Source organism: Thermococcus gorgonarius (genome assembly GCF_002214385.1).
In the GTDB taxonomy this organism is placed as follows: Archaea; Methanobacteriota_B; Thermococci; order Thermococcales; family Thermococcaceae; genus Thermococcus; species Thermococcus gorgonarius.
The window spans coordinates 1,487,669-1,509,374 of record NZ_CP014855.1 but is presented as its reverse complement, the minus strand read 5'-3'; the positions used below and the strand labels follow the sequence as shown (position 1 = coordinate 1,509,374).

Genomic DNA, 21,706 nt, shown 5'->3' with positions numbered 1-21,706 from the left:
CAGGTTTTTAGTAGTTTCTAGCCGGTCAGGGGCCGATTAGGTCATCATCCCTCAGCCACCTACCCTCACATCATCCCGTTTCCTCTTACATGTGCTCCCTGATCCACAGGGGTATTACCCCTATCTTGGGGAACACCATAACAGCCTTGGCATCCACGGCATAGGCAGGCACACAGGGAACTCCGCCGTTGGGCGTTGGGTAGAGCCTGTACTCCCCCCAGTCCGGAATTGGGTTGTTGTCCCCCCATGTAACGAAGCACTTTTCCTCATGCCCGTTTACCTCAACCGTTTTTATCTCCCGAACTCGGTGAATTATTGGATAAGCATACATGGGGGCGTTGTATACTATCACATCGCCAACCTTAATGTCGTCGGGGGACACGCCTTTGAGAAGCACTACATCGCCCCTGTAAAACACGGGCTCCATAGAACCGCTTATGACTATGACGAGCGGGGAGTCTGTATTCATAACGATCTTGAGGCCGTAGTTTATTCCGGCCACTATTATAATCGAGATGAGTATCCACGCCAGTTCTTTTGCCCATCCGTCTTCCATTGCAGGGCCTCCATCAGAGTTCTTATTTTGGAGGGAATCGCCCCTATGGCCGTGCAGGTTTCAAGGCTTACTCCCCTTCCGGTTATGTCCATATGGTATCGTGCCAACTTAAACGTTTCCTTTGGTAGCCCGTGTCTCCCCAGGCCAACTAGGAGTATGAAGCTTTCTCCCCTAAGAGACCTCTCGGCGACTTCGAGTGGAGTTATCTTCTTTTCTTCTGAGGGCTTTCTCGTGGTTGCTACTGGGATCCCGAACTGAGGAGGAAATCCCCCTTTTGGAAAATCGAGGAGGTGAAACTTGTTGTTTTGGGCGAGTTCCAGCAGGTACTTCCCTCCTTTTCCTATTGTGGTATTTTTGGCTATTTCCTCTGCTACATCAGTGGGCTTTCCTTCCAGTGGAAATCCCACCAGAGCCAGGTGAAAGTCGAAGGCATACGCTACGGGTCCAGCCCTTGCTATTGCCCTGAGATGGGCTTCGTGAAGCCTTCTTGTGTCGTAAGTGTTGTACAGGGCCAGTGTTAGCATAAAACTCCCCCTTCCGGGAATTTTATAAACTTTCCCTTCCAAAATTCTTAAGGCGAGGGCGATGGAGAAACTTGACAACATACTTCTTCTTGCATCGAAGGGTCTCTTTGATGAGGCACTTGAGGAAGCTAGAAAACTCGAAGATCCGTTTGATCGGGCGGATGCTCTCCTTGAAATAGCTATTAAAGCGAATGGCGTTAATGGAATAGCACAGCACCAGGCGCTTGAGGAGGCAGTTGAACTGTTAAGAAAGATAAAGGATCCTTACGATAGAGCGTACCTCTCCTCGAAGATAGCCCACGTTTACTCTCTTCTTGGGGATTACGATACCGCAAATGAGTTCTTTGAGATTGCAATTGACGAAATAGCCAGGATAAAGGACATCCGTGAGCAGGTCCTGGGAATATGCGTTCTAGCCCACTATCTGGCCAGATCCGGCTTTTTTGAGGAGGCTTTGGCTCAGTTCAACGATGCCTTCGAGCTAGCAGTTTCAGCCAACATTGACTATAGGAGTAAAATAGACCTCCTAATAGAGGTGGCCAGCATCATAGAGAACACTGCTGACTTCCTTCACTCAAGAGATGCCATAGAATTCTACAAAATAGCTTACGACATATTCGATAAACTTTACGTGAGCCAGAAGGCTGCAGATGCCGAGAAAAAGCTAAACCTGGCTAAAACAGTCTACTTCTTTGGAACTCCTGAAATAAGAAAGGTCCTTCTGGAGGGACGTTATCGGTACGTTGTTTCCCTTCTCGAAAAGTCAATTGAAGATCCCCAGGATCTATTTATAGCCCTTTTAGAGGTCTCTTCCTGGGCGAAAAAGGTCGGGTCCCCTGAATACCTGGACGTACTGGGAGTTGCTTTTAGGCTCTTTGACAGAATCGGCCTGTCCGAGAAGAACGTCCAGAAGGCAGCGGTAATACTAACTGACATGGATGAGCTGGAGAGGGCCCTTAAGTTTGCTATGAAGATAGCCGATCCTGCGAAGAGGGACGAGGCACTGAGGACTATCTCTTTGAAGCTGGCCGAGAGAAAAGATTTCTCTGAGGCTTTTGAAGTGGCAGCTCTAGTGTCTGATCCAAAGAAAAGGAGGGATCTCGTTGAGAATATCTCTGAACTGAAGAAAAAGCTTGAGGAGGAGTTCTAGATGGACTCCATGATTTTTGATGCTCACTCTGATATTCCCACCTTCCTATGGGAGGAAAGGGGTAAGGGACAGGCTTTCGTCCTTGAACGGAACTACGAGAGATTCTTTGGTGAGTATATCCGGTCGAGGGTTACATCGATCTGGACGCCACCCGACAAAAGACCGTGGGCTCTAAGGTATGCTCTGGAGGCCCTTAACAGGCTTAGGGCAGACGTCCACGAAAGCGAGAGTTTTGAAATAGCGAGAAATGTCTCGGAAATGAATGAGATAATTAGATCTGGCAGGGTTGCTTTGTGGGTTGGTCTTGAAGGAGGGGAGCCCATTGAGAGCCTGGACCTCCTTGAGGTGTTCTACTCCCTCGGACTCAGGGTTCTTACTCTTACGTGGAGCCTAAGGAACCAGATAGGCGACGGAGTCTTTGAAAGAACCAACGGGGGTCTGACTAACTTTGGAGTCGAAGTCGTTGGTAAAGCTGAGGAACTTGGAATTCTCATAGACTTGAGTCACATAAACGAGGCCGGCTTTTGGGACGCTCTGGATGTTACTTCGTTCCCTGTTATCGCCTCCCATTCCAACGCAAGGGCTCTCTGCGATCATCCTAGGAACTTAAGCGATGAGCAACTAAAGGCCATAGCTGAGAGGGATGGTGTCGTTGGGGCAGTGGCCATATTCAGCTTTGTGGATCGGAATAACCCCACGCTGGAAAAATACGTTGGCCACATTGCCTACATGGTTGATCTTCTGGGCTATGAACACGTTGGCCTTGGCTTCGATTTTGTCTATTATCTCCCGGGATGGAGCGGAAGGAGCGTTGTTGGACTGAGGGATGAAAGCGACATACCCAACCTTCTCAAGAAACTCGAGGAGAACTTTAGCAGAAGAGAAATAGAGGGAATAACCTTCAAAAACTTTGAGAGGGTCTTTGAAAAGGTCGTTGGCTAAATAATGTCGTAGGGAAAAAGGAAATTGGAATTAAATTTTTCCGTTCTCCCTCAACCATTCTCCATACTTAACAAGGGCATAGACGGCGTCAACCCCATCCTCGACCGTCTCGTAGACCGGGATTCCTTTGAGCTCGATGTTCCTGGCCATCTTGTGTGGATAATCCCCACCCGGAGCAACGAAGACTATCGGCTTGCCGTAGACCTTCATCTTCTCCATGGCCCCAACGATACCCTCATCCAAAGCCGGACTCTGGAAGAGCGCTATGACCACCAGAACGTCAACGTTTGGGTCCTCCAGAGCGTAGCGCATGGCTATCTCGTACCTGCTGGATGGAGCGTCTCCGATGACGTCTATCGGGTTCCTGTAGCTCATGTGCTCGGGGAGCTTTCCTGCCTCGATATCTCTCCTGAACTTCTCGTTGGTTTCTTCGCTCAGCTCGGCGAGCTTCATTCCGCGCTCAAGCAGGCCGTCGCTCATCATAACGCCAGCTCCGCCACCGTTCGTGACTATAGCCACGCGGTTGCCCTTTGCTGGCATCTGCATGGCCAAAGCCTTGGCGTAGTTGAAGAGCTGGCGCATGCTTTTCGCTTCCAGAACGCCAGCCTGCTCAAAAGCCGCCTGGTATATCCTGTAGGAACCGGCGAGAGAACCTGTGTGGCTCGCGGCGGCCTTTGCTCCGGCCTCGGTTCTGCCGCTCTTGAGCACCACGACGGGCTTTTTCAGGGTGACCTCTTTGGCCGTGTTGAAGAACTTCCTGCCGTCCTTTACCCCCTCAATGTAGGCAGTGATAACGCCGGTCTTCGGATCGTCGCCGAGGTATGCCATGAAGTCGCTCTCGTCGAGGTCTGCCATGTTGCCGAGGCTGATGAACTTGCTCATTCCTATCTTGTGACTCGCGGCCCAGTCGAGGATTGCCGCCCCAAAGGCACCGCTCTGACTCATGAAAGCAACCTTTCCGAAGGGCGGTCTCGCCTGCCTCTCAGGCGGGTTGAAGTTGCAGTCGAAGCCGTTCTCAAGGTTTGTGACGCCGAGACAGTTCGGGCCGACGACGCGGATTCCCCACTTCTTAGCCCGTCTCACGAGCTCTTCCTCAAGGTCAGCTCTTCCAGCCTCTTTAAAGCCAGCTGAGATGACAACGGCGGCTTTAACGCCCTTCTCACCGCACTCGTCTATGACATCTGGGACGAACTTTGCCGGAACCGCTATGACTGCAACATCAACTTCATCCGGGACATCTTTTATGCTTCTGTAAACCGGGAACTTCCTTCCGTTGACCTCAATTTCACCGCCTTTGACGTTGACGGCGTAGACCTTCCCATCGTAGCGAAGCGTTATGGAGCGCATTATGGCGTTTCCAACTTTTCCAGGGACGTGGGAAGCACCAATAACGGCAACACTCTTTGGATAGAACAGAAAGTCCAGATTCGGCTTTTCCATACCCTACCACCTCCACCGACTTTTTTGAGTTATGTTTTTAAGGGTTCCTGGGGCTGGATTTTATATCCCTCTCCAGTTGAGGTTTACATATATAAAATTGCCGGATGCTAAAGGAAGCAAAAGAGTTAAATCCCGGAACGTTAAAAAGGAAATTAGAGCGTTTAAATTGGTGGTGCCAATGGCAAAGGTGAAAGTCGTTACCGATCCAGATATAATAAAACTCATGCTTGAAGATACACGGAGGAAGATCCTTCAGTTGCTTCGAAACAGGGAGATGACGATATCACAGCTGAGCGAGATACTGGGGAAGACACCCCAGACGATATACCACCACATCGAGAAGCTCAAGGAGGCTGGCTTAGTAGAGGTCAAGAGGACGGAGATGAAGGGCAACCTCGTGGAGAAGTACTACGGCAGAACTGCGGATGCCTTCTACATCAACCTATACCTCGGTGACGAGGAGCTCCGCTACTTCGCCCGCTCAAGGCTGAAAACAAAGCTTGAGATATTCAAGGCATTAGGTTATGAGTTTGATGAAGAAAAGCTGCTCAACGTGATGGACGCACTCCTCAAGAAGGAACACGAGTACAAGACGGAGATCTCAAAGGAGATAGAGGCCAACGAGGAGAAATTAAAGAACTTCTCCGACGAGGACATAATCCACGCGATAGAGTGGCTGGCCATGGCCAGGATGGGCCGGGACGGAGAGGTTTTGAACCTTCTTAGGGAACTCGGGGAGATACTCAAAAGGAGGAATGAGTAAGGATGGGAAAGGGAATAAGGCTCCTCGTTCTCGACGTTCTCAAGCCCCACCAGCCAATCGTTACTGAACTGGCACTCGGACTGAGCGAGCTTGAGGGTGTCGAGGGAGTTAACATAACCCTCGTTGAAATCGATAAGGAAACGGAGAACGTTAAGATAACCGTTGTTGGGGACAACTTGGACTACGACGAGATAGTCCAGACAATAGAGGAGTTCGGCGGCGTGGTGCACAGCATCGACATGGTGGCTGCCGGGAAGAGAATAGTGGAGGAAGAAGAGACTCCCCAGGATAAACTGGAAGAGTATTGAGGGTCAGATATGAAAGAGGTCCTCATAATAACAAACCCTGAAACAGTTAAGGTACTCTCGGAGCCGACCCGGTTTAAAATTCTCACTCTCCTCAGGGAGCGTCCGATGAGCATTAACGAGCTTAGCATGGCTATTGGGAAGGATAGAACAACTATTTACCGTCATATTAAGGCTCTCGAATCTGAGGGTCTCGTTGAGGAAGTTGAGTCTCACGGCAACGAAAAGATTTATGGCAGGACGGCGAGGATGTTTCTCATAAAGGTCGAACCCGATGAGAGCATAGCGGAATTCCGACAGGCTTATCTACAGGTAGAGGCTAGGAAACTCGTCCAGATACTCGAAAGGGCCGGCTTTAAAATCAGGGATCGGGAAAAGCTGGAGAAGATTGCAAAGGAAGTTTTAGACGAGATCGAAATTAGATCACAGCCAATAATAAAGAGAATTTCTGAGGCAGATGTTGACCTAACCGAGGTTGAGCTCTTTCACCTTTTGAATATGCTCGTGTTCCTCCAGAGTTGCGAGCTCTGTGAAAAGGCCAGGGAAGTTAAAACTCTCATCAGATTTTAAACTCTCTTTATTCTAAAAAGAATCCAAAGTGCCCACCGAAGAGGGCCAACACCAGCGGAGAAATAGGACAGAAGGGGCCTCTGATCCCTAGAGCCCCCATCACAACCACTGTCATGCGAACTGCGCCTTAAGTATCTTCTCTCTTTCCTCCCTGCTGAGGGGATAACCGGCATCTGTGAGGAGCTTTGCAGCCAGAAGCGCAAAGAGAAAACCTGTCAAGCCGAGTACGATGAGGTTTCCATCAAACCACCTTCCCAGCAGTGCGGCCGTTATCGGTATGAATCCTATCATATAGCGCACCATCAGGAGGTTAGTAGCTATTCTGTCGGCCTCCCTTGGAGAGTACACCTTGGAGAACTTTTGCCACTCTTCGCGGTAGAGATACAAAATGAAGGGGGTCATGGCGAGCAACCACAGAATGCCGAACTTTACACCAATCTCTGGGCCATACTTTCCGAAGAGCACTACCAGAACCTCAGCCGCAACCAACCGGGTAAGGAAATTACGGAGAAACTTCCTGTTGTGAAGGTACTCCCTCATCATTGTATCCCCCAGTGGATTATACCGCAAAAGTATTTAAAAATAACGGAGCCATAGTAACCCATAATCGTGGCCCCTGTGCTCCTTCAGAACTCCTCCACCCACCTCACGGCCTTTGGAACCTTTTTAACAACCTCTAAAGCCGTAAAGTTCTCCCCCAGCTCTTCCTTCACCATGTCCCCTGCGAGGCCGTTGAGGAACGCTCCAACCGATGCGGCCCTCAAAGGTTCGTTTCCGAGGGCGAGCAGAGCACCTACGAGGCCCGCCAAGACGTCCCCCGTTCCTCCGGTGGTCATTCCCCTGTTGCCGGTTTTGTTGTACTTCCAGGTTTTTCCGTCGCTTATGATGTCGTAGGGGCCCTTGAGTAGTATCACACCGCCAATTTCTCTGGCCTTTTTAATCACGAGTTCAGCCTTCTCCGTTAGTGAGCCTTCAGGCGACGAGCCAAATAACACCCTGAATTCGCCGGCGTGGGGGGTTAGGACAAAGGTCTTGCCCCTGAGAACGCTTAAGTCCTTTGCAATGGCTTTCAGCCCGTCGGCGTCTATAACGAGCGGCTTATCACAGCGCTTAACGAACTCGCGGACGAAGGCTTTGGTCTCCTCCCTGAGACCGATTCCAGGCCCTATCACCACGGCATCAACCCTCTTGGCAAGTTCAATCAAACCCTCAACGTACTCCGGCCTGAAGTTCTTCCCCTCGACAGGGCGGAGAATTAAGTCGGGGTCGCTTATCCTTCTCGCTGAATACTCTGGCATCGCAAGGTAAACGAGGTCAACGATGTAGGAAGCGGCCTTTGATGCCAAGTAAGGCGCCCCAAAGTAGTCCTCACTTCCACCTATCACGAGCAGCTTCCCGTTCTGCCCCTTGTGCTGGCCTTTCTTCCTCAGCACGAACTTTACATCGCCGGGGCCAACGAGGTGGTAGAGCTCCTTCGGATAGCCTATTTTAACCACAATTCGCTCAAAGCCCTCATACTCCTCCTTGTCCCACTGGAACGTCACAGCGAAGTCCGTTTTGACGCGGATTTTCGAGGGGTAACCGCTTGGCAGGTCTATGCTGACGATCCTGGCTTTCCCCGCGTACTCGTTGATCTTCTCTATCGCGGAGCGTATGGGCTCGCGAGGTTCACCCCTCGTGCCGGCCCCTAGGAGTGCATCGACGATGACGTCAAAGCCGGAAAGGTCGAGAGACTTTATGTACGAGGAGTCCTTGAGGACTTTAATTTCCACGAAGTCGAGGCTCTTGAGTATCTCCCAGTTGTGCCTCGCCTCTTCACTCCTTATCTTAGCTTCATCACCCACGAGAAAGAGGGTAACCTCGTTCTCGAAGCTGAGATGTCTGGCAGTGACAAAGCCGTCGCCGCCATTGTTGCCGGTGCCCGAGAAAACCGCGATCTTAAGGTTCCTTCCAAACTTCTCCTCAATAACTCTCGCAACTCCAGAGCCCGCGTTTTCCATGAGTTGAAGTGGAGAAATCCCGAGCCACTTGGCGTTGATGTCCCAGATGTAGACGTCCTCGATGTGCATAGGCACCACCGGTCTAACTTGGAGGGGGAAGGATAAAAGGCTACCCTTTTTCCTACGCGTGGGGGTTTATGCGAGGAAAATCACGGGAAAGGCCAAGAGGACGAATGGAAAAGAAAATCATCGACGTCTGGACGTCAGGACAACCAGGAGCGCCAGGACCATAAGAGAACCGTACCAGAGCGAAACCCAGGGGAGAAAGGCAAAGGCAGTGGAAAGGCGAGAACTCAAAAGGACGGAGGGAAACTCAAGGAAGATGGTTAAGGCGGCGTAAGCCTTCAAGAGAGTCATTGGCAAAGGCCTGTCCGCGAAAATTCCCGAGAGAAGCTCCCAAAGGGCTATGATGACCACATAGACAACCCAAAGGGCCAGTGGCAGTCTCTCAAAGACCCAGAAGTTATACATAACCGTTAGGAGCAGGGGATAAGTAAAGGCAAAAAGCCTCAGGAAGAGCCTCAGAAGGAGTAGGAGACGGATGTATTCCTTCAATCGTCTCACCCTAAATTTTCTTCCAGATACCTTAATGCCCCCTCATAATCTCCTTCCGAGTACAACACGAGGTAAACCCTCTCCACGCTTTTTGCTTCTCGCTCAAACTCCTCAACAGTTTCCTTGAACGTCTTCACAACCTCCTCAAGCGGGCAGCCGTAGATGCCGGCGCTTACCGCCGGAAAGGCTATGCTCTTGACTCCCAGCTCTTCCGCTTTCCTTAGCGCGCCGAGGATGGCTTTTTTGAGCTTCTCCTTTTTGTCTTCGTCCCAAACCCCGCCACAGTAGGGGCCGACGGTATGTATGACGTACTTGATTCCAAACCTTTCCAGCCTTAATGCGGGCGTTACTACGACCTCGCCGTGCTCTATCGAGTCCTTACCGAGCTGTTCTTTCATGGCTTCTTTGCTTATCCTGATGTACTCGCGGACGTTTCCTGCCGCTGCCTTGGCTATGGCGTATGCGACGCCACCGCCGTGCTCAAGGTACCTATTGGCCGCGTTCACTATGGCCTCGGCAGGGAAGCGCGTTATGTCTCCCCTAACTATCTCGAGCATTGTCCTCACCATTTTTGAATAGTTCCGGCCACTTATTCCTTTTGTGGTTGATTTTCCTGGAGTTAGTATTCTCAATCCCAATGAACACTATAAGACATCAGCGTTGTCGTTTCGACAAAAATCTATATATACTGTGAGGAACATAAAAACTAATTGGAATTTCGTGACTGCTGGAATAAGGCCTGGAGGGTTTCATCGTGGCAAGGAGAAAGAGCGTGCGCAAAGAGCTCATCGAACTTGCAAGGGAGATCGGAGGCGAGGAGGCCGTTGAGGTAGTTAAGGCTCTCCAGAAAAAGAAGGAGATAACTGACGAGGAATTAGCTGAGATGACCGGGATTCGGGTAAACAACGTTAGGAAGATACTCTACGAGCTCTATGACGTTGGGGTGGCTGATTTTAAGCGCATCCGCGATAAGGAAACTGGATGGTACTATTACTACTGGTTCCTTGAGACAAAGAGGCTGGACGAGATAATCAGAAACAGAAAGATGAAAGAACTCGAAGAACTTAGGAAAATGCTCGAGCAGGAGACCGGTGAGATGTATTTCTGGTGCGGGAAACCCGGCCATCCAAGGATGACTTTTGATGAGGCCATGGAGTATCAGTTCCAGTGCCCGATCTGTGGGGACATCCTGATGGAGTACGACAACAGTGCAATAGTTGAAGACCTCAAAAAGCGTATTGAAGAACTTGAAATCGAGCTGGGTCTCCGCAAAAAGCCGAAATCTCAATCGAAGAAAGGCAAGAATAAATCAGTTGAGGCCTCTTCCAAAGAGGCAGAGGCGGTAGCTTGAATGGTCTTTTTAATGAACTTCGGGGATGGTGAAGATGATTGAAGTTGTCGTTCCAGAGAAGGTTTACGGCGACAGGAGTGGTTTTTTGAAGCTTGACAAAAAACTCAAGGCTCTGCTGGGAGATCTGGAAGTTGAGTGGAAGCTGTCAGCAACTCTGAAGAACTGGGTCAAAGTTTCTCTCTCCGAAGAAGACGAAGAGGTAAGCGCAAACTTGGTCAGGGAAGAATTCGGTGAGATCCCTTACTCTTTGAGATCCATTAAAGAGGGAGAAGTTTACGTTGGCCGCTTTATTGACCTGGGTAAAGTAGGCTATGGTGCCTACGTTGACATTGGGATCCTCAGGCCCAGGCCAAAGGATGCCCTTCTTCCCCTCTACTACCTCAAGAGCGTTTTTGGTGAGAAGCCGGTTAGGCAGATGATAAGGGAGTTTGGATGGGTTGACAACCTTCCCGTTAAGGTGAGGGTTGCGAGAGTTGAGTTCGGAGCAAGAGAAGTTGACTTAACCTTTGAGGAAAGCTGGCTGGAGCGGTTTAGAGGGTGGCTGGAGGACGGACACGATAAGATATTCGTGGTTGGGACGATAAGCGAGAACGTCGAGAAAGCCCTCGTGAAGACGGGCCATGGCCGGGACGTTAAGAGACTTGAAGAACTCGGCCTTATGGAGACACTCCTAGTGCTGAAAAAGGGTACGCAGGCCCCGGGAATAATCAAGGAGATAGGGCCGCATCTTAAGGGCGCGGTGTTTGGGGCCATAAAGTTCTAGTAAATCCCTGCCCTCGCCCCTGCTGTTCCCTTTTCCAGGTTTCTGACCTGATAGATTATCCTTGTTGATACCGAACTTATCAGGAGAAGCAGGTATGGAAAAATCGTTCTATCGTAAACAAAGCCTACAGCGTAAGCCACGGTCAGGAAAATCAAAAACGGGGTTGGGCCCCTAGTGTTTCTGAGCACGGTTCTTATCGCTCTAGATTTCCCGATTGTGAGATAGATAAAAAGCAGCGTTGGTAGGAGCAGTTGAATTATGGCATCCTCAAGGGGAACTGCGACAAAGTTTGGCCTCAGCCACAGATCGTTTTTCTGCACAACCAAAAAACCCGCGAGGGCAAGGGCCAGGTACAGGAGGTTTCTCTTTTTTCTTGGGAAAGTCAAGATAAGGGCCACAGGAATGAGTACTGCTATAGGTCTCACGGAAAAAACTATCACCGTTGAGATCGCCAGCAAAATCCCTTCTAAACCGGCCCTTAATGGGCTTGAATACGAAAAGAACGAGCTTGAGAGTGCGAGCGTTATCGAAAACGCGGCTATTCCAACGAGTTCCGTTGAGGTTATAAATTCCCTGAACAGCGGCATTGAGAACGTCATGCCGAATATGAGGAACCCAAGCTCCCTTGAATGGCGGGGGGCTATGTAGAAGGTTGATGTGGCAAGGAGGAGGGAGGCATAAACGTAAAGATAGAAAACACCTTCTGGCGATGGTTTCAGGTGAAGGTTCAGCCTGCCGATCAAGTTGGATAACTCTTCCTGAAGTCCGGCTGGCTCTGATTGGGAGTTTAAGGCCCACAGAACCAGAAGGGAAACCACCATGATGTACAAAACATCTGCATACTCCCCCCTACGTCCTAAGTGGTAGGTGAAAACTGCCACGGTTATGAGGTATATTCCCCCGAACAGGATTAAGTTAGTGTGGCTGAACGTTACATTTGCATCCGAGACAGCGACACCTTTTGGGACGTTTACGGAGTTCAGACTAAGCAAAACTGCGGTAACTATAATGAGTGCCAGCATTGTTACAGAGCCCTTTTGACTCATACTGGGCTTGAACTTCGTAAGAAGGTTAAAAAAGTTATTGAAAATAGCCTGGTCCAGCGCGGCCCCATCGCATCGGCTCCTGCCGGTCTGAGCCGCGCTAAAAATACTAAAAAAGGTGAAATTTTAAAAGTTTACTCTTTTTCTTCCCCTTTCATCTCTTCAAGCTTCCTCACGAGCTTTTCTGTAAGCTCCATGAATGCTTTCGCCGCTATCGTGTCTCCGTAGAGGACTATCGGGATTCCAGCATCGCTTGCCTCTCTCGCCTTGAGGTCTATCGGAATCTCACCCAGGAACTCAACACCCTCTTTTTCGGCGAGTTTTTTGCCACCGCCCCTGCCGAATAAGTCTATCTCGTTGCCGCAGTGCGGACAGATGAGATAGCTCATGTTTTCGACAACGGCTATGTAGGGAACCTCCATCTTCTTCATCATGTTGACTGCCTTGCCTGTGTCGAGTAGGGCGACCTCCTGTGGAGTGGTAACGATTATGGCCGCATCCAGCTGGAGGTTTTGGGTGACGGTGAGTATCTCATCGCCGGTTCCCGGAGGAAAGTCGATTATCATAAAGTCCAGCTCGCCCCACTTAACGTCCCCGAGAAGCTGCTTTATCGCCTTGGTTACGAGGGCGCCACGCCATATTATCGGCTGATCCTCTGGAACGAGGAAACCCATGCTCATGACCTTTATCGGGGTGATCTGTCCCATGAAGTCTGTCATTGGAGGCAGCATCTCAAATCTTCCATCTTCCGTTCTCTCGGCCAAGACGTCGGCCCTATCGACGCCGAGCATCTTTGCCACGTTCGGCCCGTGTATGTCGGCATCCAGTATGCCCACGTAGTAGCCTTTCTTTGCCAATGCCGCTGCCAGGTTCACGGCAACAGTGCTTTTACCTACTCCCCCCTTGCCGCTTAAGACCGCTACCTTGTACTTCCACTTCTGCTGCTTTTCTTTTATCCTTTCGGTGAGTGGATCGGCCCCGAGACCACCGACGTTTAAGGTTGGAGCTTTGATAGTCATCTTAAACCACCTCAACTTTCCATTGGGCTGGAACTTTAAAAGCTTTGTCCAAAATTCGGACAATCTTACCCACATGTGTGTATTTAGAGGGCCTAGGATGCCTTTGATTCCGGGATAAGGGGCTATTTCATGTTCTTTTAAATCCTCAATTTTGGACGATATCAAACCGAAAGGTTTATATATTCGAACCCACCAGGTTTATAGTGAAGACGACACAGAAAAACGAGAGGTGATGAAAGATGGTCGTCATAGGAGAAAAGTTCCCAGAGGTTGAGGTCAAGACCACCCACGGAGTAATAAAACTCCCGGACTACTTCGCCGAGCAGGGCAAGTGGTTCGTGCTCTTCAGCCACCCGGCCGACTTCACCCCGGTCTGTACGACCGAGTTCTACGCCATGCAGAAGCGCGCCGAGGAATTCAGAAAGCTCGGCGTCGAGCCCATCGGACTGAGCGTTGACCAGGTCTTCAGCCACATCAAGTGGATGGAGTGGATAAAGGAGAACCTCGGCGAGGAGATAACCTTCCCGGTCATAGCCGACGACCGCGGCGAGCTCGCAGACAAGCTCGGCATGATCCCGAGCGGCTCAACGAACACCGCTAGGGCCGTTTTTGTCGTTGACGACAAGGGTGTCATCAGGGCCATCGTCTACTACCCGGCCGAGGTCGGCAGGGACTGGGACGAGATACTCAGGCTCGTCAAGGCCCTCAAGATAAGCACCGAGAAGGGCGTTGCACTTCCGCACAAGTGGCCCAACAACGAGCTCATCGGGGACAAGGCCATCGTCCCACCGGCCAGCACCGTCGAAGAGGTCAAGCAGCGCGAGGAGGCCAAGGCCAAGGGCGAGATCGAGTGCTACGACTGGTGGTTCTGCTACAAGAAGCTCGAGTGAGCTTTTCTTCCTTTTCTGTTCTTCTGTCTCATTTGAAGATTGATTCCAGTATCGCCCCCAAACATCCTATTGTTTGACTCAATTGCAGTTTTGATGCAACTCCTTTCACAGGCGAGTTCCCGGAGGAATGGAAAACCTCGAAGCCCGACCTATCGACTTGAGAAAAGAAAGATCAAAAGCATCTAATGAAGAACAGCTTCGGCAAGCTTTTTCACAGCCTCTATGTAACCCTGATAGTCCATCGCCTGGGCCGCAGCAGGATGGAAGACCCTGTCTATCAGCACCGGAGCGAATATGCCGAGGGCGATAACCAGAGCCGCCAAAACCACCCCGACGGCGTTGAAGGTCCAGACTTCCCCAACGTCCCATTTCGCTTTCTCCTTACCTCCATGCTCCTCGTGACCGTGTCCGTGGCCCTCGCTCGGCTTCCCGCGCCAGAGGTAGAGGAAGGCCTTGAAATAGGCCCACGCCGCTATGGCGCTCGTTATAACAACGACAGAGGCCAGCCATGGACTCACCTGCATCAAAGCGTCGAAGATGAGCATCTTCCCGAAGAAGACGTTGAGCGGCGGCACTCCAACGAGGCTTAGCGTGGCTATTCCAAAGAGGAAGGTGTTTACTGGCATGGCCCTTCCTATTCCAGCCAGCTCCTCAATTCTGCTCGTGCCGGCGCGGTATATGAATGCCCCTACCGTGAAGAAGAGGAGCATCTTGGCTATGGCGTGGTTGACGAGGTGGAAGTCTATCGCGATGAGGGCCAGCTGGGTTCCGACGCCGAGGGTCATGAAAAGGTACCCCATATGTAGTATCGTTGAGTAAGCGATGAGCCTCTTCACATCCTTCTGAACGAGCATCATTATGGAGCCGAGGAAGGCCGTTGCCGCTCCAAGGGTGAAGAAGACGAGCGAGAGGGTCCAGTCAAATGGAAGGCCGTGGAAGAGCGTGTAGAGGTATCTAGCTAAAACGTATATTCCAGCTGCCTCGATGAAGCCGCTCAGCACCGCTCCAACCGGTATTGGAGCACCCTGGTAAGCGTCTGGAAGCCAGTAGTGGCCCGGGAAGATGGCGCTCTTGACTATCACCATCGAGATCGTCAGTGCAAAGAAGAGGGCTAAGGCGAGCGTCGGGTCGCCGAAGAGCCTAGTCGTTACAGGGAAGCTCATCCCGTGGAACTTGGCACTTAAGTCGGCCATGTTGAGCGTTCCGAAGGATGCGTAGACGAAGCCCAGGGCCAAGAAGTAGAGACTGGTAGCTACGGCACCGCTGACGCCGTATTTGAAGGCGCCCTCTATTGCCTCGCTCCTCGTCCTGTAAAAGCCCACTATCGCGTACGCACTCGCCCCCATGACCTCGAACATGACGAAGACGTTGAAGGCATCTCCCGTCATGAAGACGCCGAGGTTTCCGGCCTCTAAGCCCAGGAGGAAGGTGTAGAAGAACTCTAAACCGTTCCACTCCGACAGATACTTGGCCGAGTAGATTCCAGCGAGGAGGAAGCCGAGCGAAGCGGTAAGGACGAGCGTTGCCGAGAACCTGTCAACCTCGAAGACTATACCTATCGGAGCTATCCAGTTTCCGAAGGCGTAGACGAGGGGTTCGTTTGAGGAGTAAACCCTTTCAAAGAGCCAGAGTGAAGCCAAGAAAGCCGTGGTGAGGACCGTCAAAGCGTAACCTACGATGACTTTTTTGTTTTTCCTCGTTGCTATTGATAGGAACGGCAGGAAGAAGGCGAAGCCAAGGGGTATGACCGGGACTATTCCAACCTCCATGCTCTCACCTCAGTCGAATATTTTCTTCGCGTAGTCCTCGAAGTAGGAAACAACGTTCTCCTTCACTTCCTTCTCGTCGAGCGTGGAAACGTCTATCCAGTGGACGTAGAGCCACTTTCCGTCGTCGCTTATGTCAACTACAATGGTTCCCGGGGTGTTTGTTATCGAGTTGGCAACGAGCACCTTTCCGTAGTCGTTCTCCACCTCAAGCGGGATTCTCACTATGCCGGGGTTGGCCTTGAGTGTGAAGACCCTCTTGGCGACGTCAATGTGGGTCTTGGTCTCTTCGATTAGGAAGTAGCGGAGACCGTAGATTATCGCGTAGAACCATCTCCTTGGAGAGAAGAACTTAAGCTCGTTCTTCACAAGCCAGTGGCCGACGAGGAAGGAAACGATTAAAGCCACTATCGATCCCGTTACGAGATCGTACTCGCTCACTGAGCCAGTGTAGAACAGGTAAACCGCGAGGACTATGACGAATGTCGCCGGAGAGAACCTCCTGAGCGGGTTCATAAATCCTCACCCCCAACCACCTCGGCCATGTCCCTCGCATCAACGGTTCCGTGGAGGCGGTAGAACTGTATCGCATAAGTTGTTAGGAGTATGTTCATGGCCATGCCTATGACGACCGCGGTGAGAACCAGTGCCTGGGGCACCGGGTCAACTGCCCTGCTCAGAAATTCCTCGAAGGTTATGTGGCTCTCGTAGATGGGCGGGAAGACCGGGAAGACGAGGCGGTAGCCTATGAGGATGAACAGCATGTTTATCGCATCTCCCATGACGTTGAGCATGATGATTTTCTTGATCAGGTTGGAGCGGGTAGCGACGCCGTAGATCCCTAATAGTATCATGGCGAACAGCGTTATTGTGATGTAGGCCAGCAGGAGGCTAATCATTCAGCTCCCTCCTTAAAACAGCTTTGAAGACCCACTCCGGGATTCCGAGGACGAGGAACACCGTGAGGAAGCCGAAGGTGACAGCGGTGTACTCGCCAACGTCGAGGTTAAAGAGTCCAGTCTCTCCCGGCAGGAGGTTTATCTCAAGGATTTTGCCACCGTAGAGGAAGACAGGAGCTAAGACGGTCGCAAGGATAATGGCTAAACCAAGCGCGTAGGCCGAGATAGTGTGCTTAAGTGTAAGTCCCTTTCTTTCCAGCGTGAACTTGCTGAAGGCCGCGAAGAGGAGCAGAGCTGCTACCGCCATAGCAGAACCGCCCTGGAAGCCGCCGCCGGGGGTTAGGTGGCCGTGGAGGGCTATCGAGGCTGAAATCGCGACGATCATTATCACGACCAGCTTGGTCGTTGCCCTAACAATAAGGTCCATCATCCTGTGAGGCATCGCTGCCTCAAGCTCCCTCGCCTGCTTAAGTTGCTCTCCATCGAGGCGGAGAACGCTCAGGGCGCCCATTATGGCCAGGAAGAACACGAAGGTCTCGAAGAGCGTATCGAAGCCGCGGTAGTTCCAGACTATGGCAGTAACTACCTCTGGACTGTGGCTGGTCAGGCCTTCGTGGGCGAAGGAGTGGCTTAAATAGAACTCGCCGAGGGGTCTGAGTTCGGCTCCGCCGATGCCGAGGACGTTTCTGGCCGTTACGGCGTAGGCTATGAAGAGGAAGGCTATGAGGAATGAAAGAGCAACTATTACGTCTCGCTTCATTCTCCCACCTCGTACCTTTCGGTCTTGCTTATCGCGAGGATGACGAGGGCGGTGTAGGCTCCAACCGCTATGGCGAGGTATGCTAAGACTATGTCCGGAGCAGCTAAGATGTAGAAGCCGAGGGCGAAGAAAGTGGACTGGACAGAGCTTAAAGCTAATGCCTTCAGCAAGTCGTGCTCCTTCATAGCTAAGTAGCTGAACACGAAACCGAAGGAAACGACTATTGCCAGTATAAGAAGGTGAAGCTCTATCATCTCTCAACCCTCCTGAATGAGAACTTGGGCTCCTCCTCTTCCCCGGGAACCTCCTCGTGCTCTCTCACGAGTTCAGCAACGTCGCTCCTCTTCGGAAGGTCTTCCTCCAGCTGGTCAACCACTAACTTGGGCTTTTTGCCGACCTTTCCGAAGTACACAGCGGAGACAAGAGAATGTGAGCCGGTCGGGGCTATTAGGAGTATGAGGGCACCAACTGTGAACGCTATTCCCGCCATGAAGAACCTCTGCTCCCCGAGCGGGTGATAGACGAGTGCAACCAGTCCAGCACCAAAGACGGGTAAAGCGGCACCCCCGATGGTTCCAACGGTAGCGGCGTGGCTCCTCATATAGAAATCCGGAAAGCGGAGGAGACCTATCGCGGCTATGAGGTCATATATTGCCCCGAGAAGTATCGCGATTGAGCCGAGGATGAAGATGATTTCTTCGATCATACCTCCACCTCCCCGTAGAGGACGTATTTGGTGTAGTAGACGTCGAGCATGAAGGCCCAGAGGGCTAGGATTATCGCACCGCTCGCGAGCATTATCGACTTGAAGTAGATGCCGAGAACCACCATGAACGCCGCCATGTCAAAGGAGAGGCAGTCCACGGCCAAGATAATGTCCGCCGTCGTCGGCCCCTTGATTGCCCTTATTCCGTATAGGATGAAAGCTAAGGCGTAGATGACGGCTGAAAAGTACAGGACGTTTAGGAAGGCACTCTCAAAGTTCATGCAAACACCCCCAGCAGGACTATTAACACGGCCATCGCCACCGCAAAACCGCCTATGAGCGCGTTCATGTCGAGGTTTCTGCTTTTACCCCAGCGAGCGAGCCGCTCTACGGCCCTTATCAGCGGCATGAACATGGCCTCGTCGAGGTGCCTCACGGGATAGTCGAAGGCGTCGTCAACGTCCTTCACCAGCGGAAGTTCGTACCTTGGAACAACTTTTATGATTGGGAGAACGTAGCGAATGTAAGCTTTCCTGAACTCGTCAAGGAAAAAGCCGAAGGCCTCCTTCAGTATGTCCCCCATGTTATAGAAGATAAGGAGGAGCTCGCTAACCCTGTCCGTTGGAACCCTGCCGACCCTCCAGCCAGCCAGCGGGGCAGCAACGAGAAGGGTTATCGCCACCAGGAAAGACGGGGAAGCAAAGAAGACTCCAGTTGGGGTCTCGGGAATCGGACCGCCTATCTCCTCTATGGCCGAGGCCAGCCATGGGTGGATGAGGAGCGGGAAAACGGCAACGGTGAAGCCAGCTATCGCGACTATTCCCGTGACCGTTCTTATCATGAGCGGTATCTCCTCTCTCTCGACCTCTCTCTTGCACAGCTCCCTGTTGAGGCGCCGTATCTGGAGTATCGAGGCCATAGGGAATAGGCTGAGGAAGGCCACAGTCAGCATCATGAGCCAGAGGAGAATGTCCTTTGAGGTTGCTATGCCTTCAAATATCGGCCACTTGGAGACGAAGGCGGCTAAGGGGGGAACGCCCGCCATTGAGAAGACCGAGAGCGAGATGAGGAGGGAAATCACGTGCCCCTTGAGGAGCTTTCTAATCGAGCAGATGTTGGGTTCCTCGCCGTAGTGCTCTATCGCACCAAGCCCGAAGAAAACCGCGCTCTTGTAAAGGGCTTGGTAGAGAATGTGGAGGAGTGCTCCGATGAGGACTATCGTTTCCGCGGTTCCGCCGAGGACCATAGAAGCACCCAAGGCAAAGAAAGCGATTCCAACGTCCATTATGCTGTGGTGGGCGAACTTCCTCTTGAGTCTTATCTCTCGGAAGGAGTAGAGCGTTGCAAAGGCTGAAACTGCACCGAGAGAGGCTATAACGTATCCCACAGTTTTCGAGGTCGGAAGGACGAACTCCGTCATCCTGAGAATGCCATAGAAGCCGAAGCCCTCACCGACGATGAAGACTGGGATGAGGGGACTAGGGACCGAGCGGTAGGTTCTAGCAACCCATGTGTGGAAGGGAAAAACGCCAGCCCTAACGAGGAAGGCCGAGAGGTAGAGGGCATACATGACCCAGAGGCCAACCGGGAGGTTCGCGAGGTTTGCTCTAAGCTCTTCAAAGGTTAAAGCACCGGCGGCGTGAGCCAGGGAGGTCGCTGTGAGAAGGGGGATTATGCCGAAGAGCTGGGTTAAGACGATGTACCTCCACGCCGCCTTCCTCGAGCCTTTCGTCTCTGACGTGAGAATCAGGACAAAGGTGAAGACGGCGAAGAGTTCGTAGGCGAGGGTGAGCCTCTCGAGGTCGTCTGTGGTGATGAAGAGCAGGGCAGAGAGCAGCGCCATGTTGACGGAGAGGCCGAGGTAGCGCTCGTCTCCCCTGACTCTATAATCGAGGAGGTAGAGCGATATGGAGAAGGTGAGAAAGGCCAGAACCATCAGGAAGAGAGCGGAGAGGGGGTCAACGTCAACGCCAGTCGGCAGGAAGGGAAGTATTTCACCCTTAAAGCCGTCAATGCCGGCTATTGAGACAAGGAAGATGGGGATAGATGCGGAGAGCGTGAAGAGGTAAGCTATCCTGCCACCCTTGAAGAGGGCAACGAGCGCGCCCGTGAAGAGAAGGAGGAGGGCAAGGTTGAGCATCGTGAGTGGCTCCATCAGTGCCCACCCCCGAAGAAGCCTATTTCATGGACGAGAGGATAGGCCAGGTAGGGAACGATGAAGACGAGAATGATAAGCATTATCAGCGAGGCCGTTATTATTGGGTGCGTACTGGCCATCTCGACACTCTTCTTTCCAAAGACGTTCCGGGTTATCCACTTGACGCCGACCCAGAGGAACACTGCCGAATCAGCTAAGACCATGAGGATTGGGAGCCACGCAACGGGAGTTGTCTTGAGGGCATCCAAGCCCGTTAAAAGCTCCGCCTTGCTGAAGGCTATGGCCATCGGCGGAAGGCCCGCAAGACCGAGAAGGGCAACACTCCAGGCGAGGGCGTTGATCGGGAGAACCTCCTTTAGACCGCTGATCTTCCTCATGTCGAGGGTCCCGAGGGAGTAGGTGAAGGTTCCTGCGGTGAGGAAAGCCAATCCCTTGACGAAGGCGTGGGTGGTGAGCTGGAACATGGCCGCTTTGAGGCCCACTTCGAGGCCAAGGGAGGCAAAGGTCAGGCCGACGAACATTATTCCAGCTTCAGCGACCGTTGAATAAGCCAAAAGCCTCTTGGCGTCGTTCTGGACAGGGTAGTTGAGTATCGGGATGAGCAGAGTGAGCGAGACCATCACGGCCATGAAGTAGAAGATCCACGTTGGCAGAGTCCCGATGAACTGTAGCACTCTTGCAACAAGATAAACGCCCATCTCGACCATCGCCGCGCCGTGGAGGAATGCACTCGCTGGAGTTGGGGCCTCCATCGCGTCGGGAATCCACGAGTAGGTCGGAAACTGGGCGCTCTTTGTGTAGCCGGCTATGAGCAGAGCCAGAAACAGCCAGGGTTTTACCGAATCGGAAACGTGGGAGAGCGAGAAGAGGCTTAAATCGTGGAGCTGGGTTATTCCAATCCCTATGGCCGTGTAGAAGCCTATCATCGCCCCGACGTTCGGGATTATGAAGGCCTTGAAGCCTGCCCTCCTCCCTGCAGGAGTGTTGTAGTAACTCACCACACCCCAACAGGCCAGGCCCATCAGCTCGAAGAAGATGAGCAGGCCGAGGAATGTGGAGGAGTAAATGAAGCCGAGTGTTGCCCCCTCAAAGAGCGTCATCCAGGCGTAGAAGAGACCGCGCCCCTTTCCAACCGGATGTCCTACGTTTCTCCCGCTCATGTACTCCATGCCATAGAACATGAAGATGAAGCCGGCTAGGGCGACGACAGTGCCGATTAAAACGCTCATCGGGTCGACTATAATGCCGTAGGCCTCGCCGAGCCTCTCTGTGGTTATGTAGGCGATGTGAACGGTCTCGTGGTTGTGGTGGAGCAGGTACTCAACTAAAACGCTAAACTGCAGGAGCATAGCGATTAGAAACGAGCCTAACATAACCGCATCTGCCTTTCTCTCGTCGAGCCTGAACAGGAGCAAGCCTCCAATCAGTGGAACCGTGAAAGTTAGCGTAGTGAGAAGCCCTATCATCTCCCGCCCCCCTGAACCTAAACCCATTAGGTTGGTCTAATTAACCTTTTAAAGTTTTTCGGCGATTTTCGAAAGTCCTT

26 protein-coding genes are annotated in these 21,706 nt (G+C 52.0%); 8 read left to right on the top strand and 18 right to left on the bottom strand.

The window, feature by feature from the left end:
• Positions 1–85: 85 nt before the first annotated feature.
• Both A3K92_RS08420 and A3K92_RS08415 read right to left on the bottom strand, forming a co-directional pair.
• A complete protein-coding gene (locus A3K92_RS08420) occupies positions 86–556 on the bottom strand; it encodes a signal peptidase I (RefSeq protein WP_088885830.1) in 471 nt (156 codons plus the stop codon).
• Entirely contained in the window at positions 505–1,080 is a 576-nt protein-coding gene (locus A3K92_RS08415) for a DUF531 domain-containing protein (RefSeq protein WP_088885829.1), read from the bottom strand. The genes A3K92_RS08420 and A3K92_RS08415 overlap by 52 nt, the downstream gene beginning before the upstream one ends.
• Before the next feature lie 61 nt (positions 1,081–1,141).
• On the opposite strand from A3K92_RS08415, the gene A3K92_RS08410 reads away from it, so the two are divergent.
• A complete protein-coding gene (locus A3K92_RS08410; RefSeq protein ID WP_088885828.1) occupies positions 1,142–2,230 on the top strand; it encodes a tetratricopeptide repeat protein in 1,089 nt (362 codons plus the stop codon).
• A gap of 9 nt (positions 2,231–2,239) precedes the next feature.
• A complete protein-coding gene (locus A3K92_RS08405) occupies positions 2,240–3,172 on the top strand; it encodes a dipeptidase (protein ID WP_088886071.1) in 933 nt (310 codons plus the stop codon).
• A 30-nt stretch (positions 3,173–3,202) separates the two neighbouring features.
• Here the strand turns inward: A3K92_RS08405 and A3K92_RS08400 are convergent, their stop codons facing one another.
• Positions 3,203–4,612: an acetate--CoA ligase family protein gene (locus A3K92_RS08400; protein ID WP_088885827.1), complete on the bottom strand. Its 1,410-nt coding sequence runs from the start codon at positions 4,610–4,612 to the stop codon at positions 3,203–3,205.
• Positions 4,613–4,790: 178 nt separating this feature from the next.
• On the opposite strand from A3K92_RS08400, the gene A3K92_RS08395 reads away from it, so the two are divergent.
• The 3 genes from A3K92_RS08395 to A3K92_RS08385 are packed head-to-tail and all read left to right on the top strand — an operon-like array spanning position 4,791 to position 6,250.
• Positions 4,791–5,375 (top strand): winged helix-turn-helix domain-containing protein, encoded by a 585-nt coding sequence (locus A3K92_RS08395; protein ID WP_088885826.1) that lies wholly within the window; start codon positions 4,791–4,793, stop codon positions 5,373–5,375.
• A 2-nt stretch (positions 5,376–5,377) separates the two neighbouring features.
• Positions 5,378–5,683, top strand: a complete 306-nt coding sequence (locus A3K92_RS08390; protein WP_088857323.1) for a DUF211 domain-containing protein — start codon at positions 5,378–5,380, stop codon at positions 5,681–5,683.
• A 9-nt stretch (positions 5,684–5,692) separates the two neighbouring features.
• The gene (locus A3K92_RS08385; RefSeq protein ID WP_088885825.1) at positions 5,693–6,250 is read left to right on the top strand and encodes an ArsR/SmtB family transcription factor; all 558 of its coding nucleotides are present in this window, start codon (positions 5,693–5,695) and stop codon (positions 6,248–6,250) included.
• Positions 6,251–6,361: 111 nt separating this feature from the next.
• Here A3K92_RS08385 and A3K92_RS08380 read toward each other — a convergent pair whose 3' ends face one another.
• The 4 genes from A3K92_RS08380 to A3K92_RS08365 form a co-directional block, all read right to left on the bottom strand.
• Positions 6,362–6,793 carry a translation initiation factor 2 gene (locus tag A3K92_RS08380; RefSeq protein WP_232460867.1) on the bottom strand — a complete coding sequence of 144 codons (432 nt, stop codon included), beginning with the start codon at positions 6,791–6,793 and terminating at the stop codon, positions 6,362–6,364.
• A gap of 83 nt (positions 6,794–6,876) precedes the next feature.
• A complete protein-coding gene (locus A3K92_RS08375; RefSeq protein WP_088885824.1) occupies positions 6,877–8,319 on the bottom strand; it encodes an NAD(P)H-hydrate dehydratase in 1,443 nt (480 codons plus the stop codon).
• A 117-nt stretch (positions 8,320–8,436) separates the two neighbouring features.
• Positions 8,437–8,805, bottom strand: a complete 369-nt coding sequence (locus tag A3K92_RS08370; RefSeq protein ID WP_088885823.1) for a hypothetical protein — start codon at positions 8,803–8,805, stop codon at positions 8,437–8,439.
• A gap of 5 nt (positions 8,806–8,810) precedes the next feature.
• Entirely contained in the window at positions 8,811–9,362 is a 552-nt protein-coding gene (locus A3K92_RS08365) for a [protein ADP-ribosylglutamate] hydrolase (protein WP_088885822.1), read from the bottom strand.
• Positions 9,363–9,559: 197 nt separating this feature from the next.
• Here A3K92_RS08365 and tfe point away from each other — a divergent pair, with 197 nt between their 5' ends.
• Complete coding sequence (gene tfe, locus A3K92_RS08360; RefSeq protein ID WP_088885821.1) at positions 9,560–10,156, top strand: transcription factor E; 597 nt, start codon at positions 9,560–9,562, stop codon at positions 10,154–10,156.
• A gap of 34 nt (positions 10,157–10,190) precedes the next feature.
• A complete protein-coding gene (locus A3K92_RS08355; RefSeq protein ID WP_088885820.1) occupies positions 10,191–10,919 on the top strand; it encodes a DUF2110 family protein in 729 nt (242 codons plus the stop codon).
• Here A3K92_RS08355 and A3K92_RS08350 read toward each other — a convergent pair.
• Entirely contained in the window at positions 10,916–11,965 is a 1,050-nt protein-coding gene (locus A3K92_RS08350; protein ID WP_157722448.1) for a hypothetical protein, read from the bottom strand. The two genes, A3K92_RS08355 and A3K92_RS08350, sit on opposite strands and share 4 nt — an antisense overlap.
• Before the next feature lie 131 nt (positions 11,966–12,096).
• On the bottom strand, positions 12,097–12,981 hold the full coding sequence (locus tag A3K92_RS08345; protein ID WP_088885818.1) for an Mrp/NBP35 family ATP-binding protein: 885 nt from the start codon (positions 12,979–12,981) through the stop codon (positions 12,097–12,099).
• A gap of 239 nt (positions 12,982–13,220) precedes the next feature.
• Here A3K92_RS08345 and A3K92_RS08340 point away from each other — a divergent pair, with 239 nt between their 5' ends.
• Positions 13,221–13,871, top strand: coding sequence for a peroxiredoxin (locus A3K92_RS08340; protein ID WP_088885817.1), 651 nt, complete (start codon positions 13,221–13,223; stop codon positions 13,869–13,871).
• A gap of 182 nt (positions 13,872–14,053) precedes the next feature.
• Here A3K92_RS08340 and A3K92_RS08335 read toward each other — a convergent pair whose 3' ends face one another.
• From A3K92_RS08335 to A3K92_RS08295, 9 genes are read right to left on the bottom strand one after another with little or no spacing between them, the layout of a single operon-like run.
• Positions 14,054–15,640, bottom strand: coding sequence for a proton-conducting transporter transmembrane domain-containing protein (locus A3K92_RS08335; RefSeq protein WP_088885816.1), 1,587 nt, complete (start codon positions 15,638–15,640; stop codon positions 14,054–14,056).
• Positions 15,641–15,649: 9 nt separating this feature from the next.
• A complete protein-coding gene (locus A3K92_RS08330; protein ID WP_088885815.1) occupies positions 15,650–16,153 on the bottom strand; it encodes a Na+/H+ antiporter subunit E in 504 nt (167 codons plus the stop codon).
• A complete protein-coding gene (locus A3K92_RS08325; protein WP_088885814.1) occupies positions 16,150–16,536 on the bottom strand; it encodes a sodium:proton antiporter in 387 nt (128 codons plus the stop codon). Before A3K92_RS08325 ends, A3K92_RS08330 begins: the two co-directional genes overlap by 4 nt.
• On the bottom strand, positions 16,529–17,296 hold the full coding sequence (locus tag A3K92_RS08320) for a Na(+)/H(+) antiporter subunit B (RefSeq protein ID WP_088885813.1): 768 nt from the start codon (positions 17,294–17,296) through the stop codon (positions 16,529–16,531). Before A3K92_RS08320 ends, A3K92_RS08325 begins: the two co-directional genes overlap by 8 nt.
• Positions 17,293–17,550: a hydrogenase subunit MbhD domain-containing protein gene (locus A3K92_RS08315; RefSeq protein WP_014121710.1), complete on the bottom strand. Its 258-nt coding sequence runs from the start codon at positions 17,548–17,550 to the stop codon at positions 17,293–17,295. Before A3K92_RS08315 ends, A3K92_RS08320 begins: the two co-directional genes overlap by 4 nt.
• On the bottom strand, positions 17,547–18,002 hold the full coding sequence (gene mnhG / locus A3K92_RS08310) for a monovalent cation/H(+) antiporter subunit G (protein WP_088885812.1): 456 nt from the start codon (positions 18,000–18,002) through the stop codon (positions 17,547–17,549). The genes A3K92_RS08315 and mnhG overlap by 4 nt, the downstream gene beginning before the upstream one ends.
• A complete protein-coding gene (locus A3K92_RS08305) occupies positions 17,999–18,283 on the bottom strand; it encodes a monovalent cation/H+ antiporter complex subunit F (protein WP_088885811.1) in 285 nt (94 codons plus the stop codon). Before A3K92_RS08305 ends, mnhG begins: the two co-directional genes overlap by 4 nt.
• Positions 18,280–20,157 carry a complex I subunit 5 family protein gene (locus A3K92_RS08300; protein ID WP_088885810.1) on the bottom strand — a complete coding sequence of 626 codons (1,878 nt, stop codon included), beginning with the start codon at positions 20,155–20,157 and terminating at the stop codon, positions 18,280–18,282. The genes A3K92_RS08305 and A3K92_RS08300 overlap by 4 nt, the downstream gene beginning before the upstream one ends.
• Positions 20,157–21,626: a hydrogenase 4 subunit D gene (locus A3K92_RS08295; protein ID WP_088885809.1), complete on the bottom strand. Its 1,470-nt coding sequence runs from the start codon at positions 21,624–21,626 to the stop codon at positions 20,157–20,159. Before A3K92_RS08295 ends, A3K92_RS08300 begins: the two co-directional genes overlap by 1 nt.
• Between the last annotated feature and the right edge of the window lie 80 nt (positions 21,627–21,706).